The sequence below is a fragment of the Micromonospora sp. NPDC048898 genome (assembly GCF_043198035.1).
GTDB lineage: Bacteria > Actinomycetota > Actinomycetes > Mycobacteriales > Micromonosporaceae > Micromonospora.
In genome coordinates this window covers 1-3,722 of record NZ_JBICUF010000047.1, presented here as the reverse complement: position 1 = coordinate 3,722, position 3,722 = coordinate 1, and the positions used below count along the sequence as shown (strand labels likewise).

Genomic DNA, 3,722 nt, shown 5'->3' with positions numbered 1-3,722 from the left:
GACGACACCCCCCACCGACTCACCACCCAACGCGCCATCCTCCACACCCACCACCACCCCAACACCAACCACCTCACCCCCACACCCACCCGACCAACCAACCTCCCCACCTACCCCTTCCAACACCAGCGCTACTGGCTCGACGCTCCCGCTCACCTGTCCGACGCCACCGACCTCGGCCTGCAAGCCTCGACGCACCCACTGCTCCACGCCACAGTCCGCCTCGCCGACACCGACACCGTCGTACACACCGGCGCCATCAGCCTGCACACCCACCCCTGGCTAGCCGACCACGCCGTCAGCGACACCATCCTGCTCCCCGGCACCGCCCTACTCGACATGGCCCTACACGCCGCCGCCCACACCACCACCCCCGCAATCGACGACCTCACCCTCCAGGCGCCGGCCGAAGTGCCGGCCACCGGGACCTTGCAGCTTCAGGTGACCACGACCGGTACCACGGTGACCGTGCACTCGCGCACCGGCGACGACGAAGCGTGGCTGCTGCACGCCAGCGGCTCGCTGACGGCTTCCGCCCCGGCGCCGCAAGCGCAGCCCGTCTGGCCGCCGGCCGAGGCGATCCCGGTCGACACGACCACTCTCTACGACGACCTCGCCGCCGCCGGCTACCACTACGGACCCGCCTTCACCGCCGTCACCGCCGCCTGGCAACACACCGACCACACCACCTACACCACCATCGCCCTACCCGAAGGCCTCACCACAAACGGCCACACCATCCACCCCGCCCTACTCGACGCCACCCTGCACCCCCTCGCCACCCACACCGGCGACACCATCCACCTACCCTTCGCCTGGACCGGCGTCACCCTGCACGCCACCAACGCCACCGAACTCCACGCCACACTCACCCCCACCGACAACGGCATCACCATCACCGCCTACGACCCCACCGGACAACCCGTCATCACCATCAACCAACTCGCCACCCGCCCCGTCGACCCCACGATGCTGGGCGGCCCCCGCACGGACGGCAGCCGTTTCCACGTGGCCTGGAGCGCCGCGGGTGGTGATCAGACCGATGTGGAGCTGGACCAGGTCGACGTCTACACGCCTCCGGTGCCGCCGGACGGTCCGGACGGCGCGCACCGCGTGGCCGAGCAGTTCCTTTTCCACCTGCAGACGTGGCTGGACCACAACGGTGACTCGGACCGTACGTTGGTGGTGCAGGTGCGTCCCGGTGTGCTCGGTCACGGCGTTCTGCTGGGCTTGGCCCGGAGCGCCGCGACGGAGAATCCGGGGCGGCTTGCCGTGGTGCATGCCGACTCGGTCACCGACGATGTGCTGCGGGCGGTGCTGGCCACCGGAGAGCCGGAAGTTCGTTTCGACAACGATCAGCCTCAGGTTCCCCGTCTGGCCCGGGTTCTGCAGCCTTCACCGCCGGCCGGTGGTTGGATCCTCGGTACGACCGCGGCGACCGGGACGCTGGACGATGTCACCTACCTACCCGCACCCGAGCAACCCCTGCCACCCGGTCATGTCCGGGTCCGGATCCACGCCATCGGCCTCAACTTCCGCGACGCCCTCATCGGACTCGGCCTCTACCCCGACCCCGCACCCCTAGGCAGCGAAGGCGCCGGCACCATCACCGAAACCGCCCCCGACGTCACCACCCTGCACCCCGGCGACCGCGTCATGGGCCTCTTCCCCCACGGCCTCGGCACCACCGCCACCACCGACCACCGCCTCCTCACCACCATCCCCACCCACTGGACCTACGCCCAAGCCGCCGCCACCCCCGTGGCCTACCTCACCGCCTACTACGCCCTGCACCACCTCGCCCACCTCCAACCCGGCCAAACCCTGCTCCTACACGCCGCCACCGGCGGCGTCGGCACCGCCGCCCTCCACCTCGCCCAACACCACGGCGCCCACATCCACGCCACCGCAAGCCCCCCCAAATGGCCCACCCTGCACACCGCAGGACTCCTCCCAGAACAAATCCACAACTCCCGCACCCTCGAATTCGAAGACCGCATCCCCGACGGAGTCGACGTCGTCCTGAACTCCCTCACCCGCGAATACACCGACGCCTCACTACGACTCCTACGCCCCGGCGGCCGATTCATCGACATGGGCAAAACCGACATCCGCCACCCCGACACCGTCGCCGCCGACCACCCCGGCATCACCTACCGCGCATTCGACCTCCTCGAAGCCGGACCCGACCTCATCGCCGACATGCTCACCAAACTCCACAACCTGTTCCAACCACCACCCATCACCCACCACGACATCACCAACGCCCGCACCGCCCTCCGCGACCTCAGCCAAGCCCGCCACATCGGCAAACTCGTCCTCACCCTGCCCACCCCACTCACCCCCAACGACACCGTCCTCATCACCGGCGGCACCAGCGGCCTCGGCGCCCTCATCGCCCGACACCTAACCACCCACCACGGCATCACCCGACTCATCCTCGCCTCCCGCACCGGACCCAACCACCCCGACACCAACACCCTCCGCGCCCTCACCGACCACGTCGAGATCGTCGCCTGCGACCTCACCGACACCCACCAAGTCCACAACCTGATCAACACCCACCAACCCACCGCCGTCATCCACGCCGCCGGCGTCCTCGACGACGCCACCATCACCAACCTCACACCCGAACAACTCCACACCGTCCTAGCCCCCAAAGTCGACGCCGCCTGGAACCTGCACCACCACACCCAACACCTCGACCTCACCGCCTTCGTACTCTTCTCCTCCGCCGCCGGCACCTTCGGCAACCCCGGCCAAGGCAACTACGCCGCCGCCAACACCTACCTCGACACCCTCGCCACCCACCGCCACACCCACGGCCAACCAGCCACCAGCCTCGCCTGGGGACTCTGGCAACACACCACCACCATGACCGCGCACCTCGACCCCGCGGGAGGGGCCGGAACCCTCGGCACCGACCTGGGTCTGGCCCTCTTCGACGCCGCGCTGGCTGGTGGCCCCGCCCATCAGGTGCTGCAGCCGATCCACGCCGCCGATCTGCGCCGCCCCGACCTGCCGCCGCTGCTGCGGGGCCTCGCGCCGGTCGCCCTGCGCTCGGCCGCCGGCCGGGTCGCAGTCGACGGCCAGAACGGCCTGGCGGACCAGTTGCGAACCATGAGCCCCGAGCAGCGGGAGCCCCACCTTCTGGAGCTGGTCCAGACGAGCGTGGCAGTGATCCTGCGCCATTCCGGTCCGGAGGCGGTGGAGGTGGACCGGCCGTTCAACGAGATCGGCTTCGACTCGCTGACCGCGGTGGAGCTGCGCAACCGGCTCAACGCCGCCACCGGCCTGAAGCTGCCGGCCACGCTCGTCTTCGACCACCCCACGCCGGCCGCCCTCAGCCGGCACCTGCACCAGCAACTGCTGCCGAGCACGGACGCGGTCAAGGACGCAACGACCGCCGGGGCGAGCGTTGCCGCCGATGAGCCGATCGCCATCGTCTCGGCCGCCTGCCGCTACCCCGGCAACACCACCACCCCCGCCGAACTGTTCCAACTCACCCTCGACCACACCGACACCACCACCGGCTTCCCCACCAACCGCGGCTGGGACCTCGACACCCTCTACAACCCCGACCCCGACGCCACCGGCACCACCTACACCCGCACCGGATCCTTCCTCCACGACGCCGACCTGTTCGACGCGGAGCTGTTCCGGATGAACCCGCGGGAGGCGCTGGCCACCGATCCGCAGCAGCGGTTGCTGCTGGAGACGAC

The 3,722-nt window shown here is 69.7% G+C and carries 1 protein-coding gene; it reads left to right on the top strand.

What is annotated here, in order from left to right:
• Window positions 1-3,722 (top strand): SDR family NAD(P)-dependent oxidoreductase (locus tag ACGFIQ_RS36200; RefSeq protein WP_393250849.1); only part of this gene is annotated, 3,722 nt, incomplete at both ends.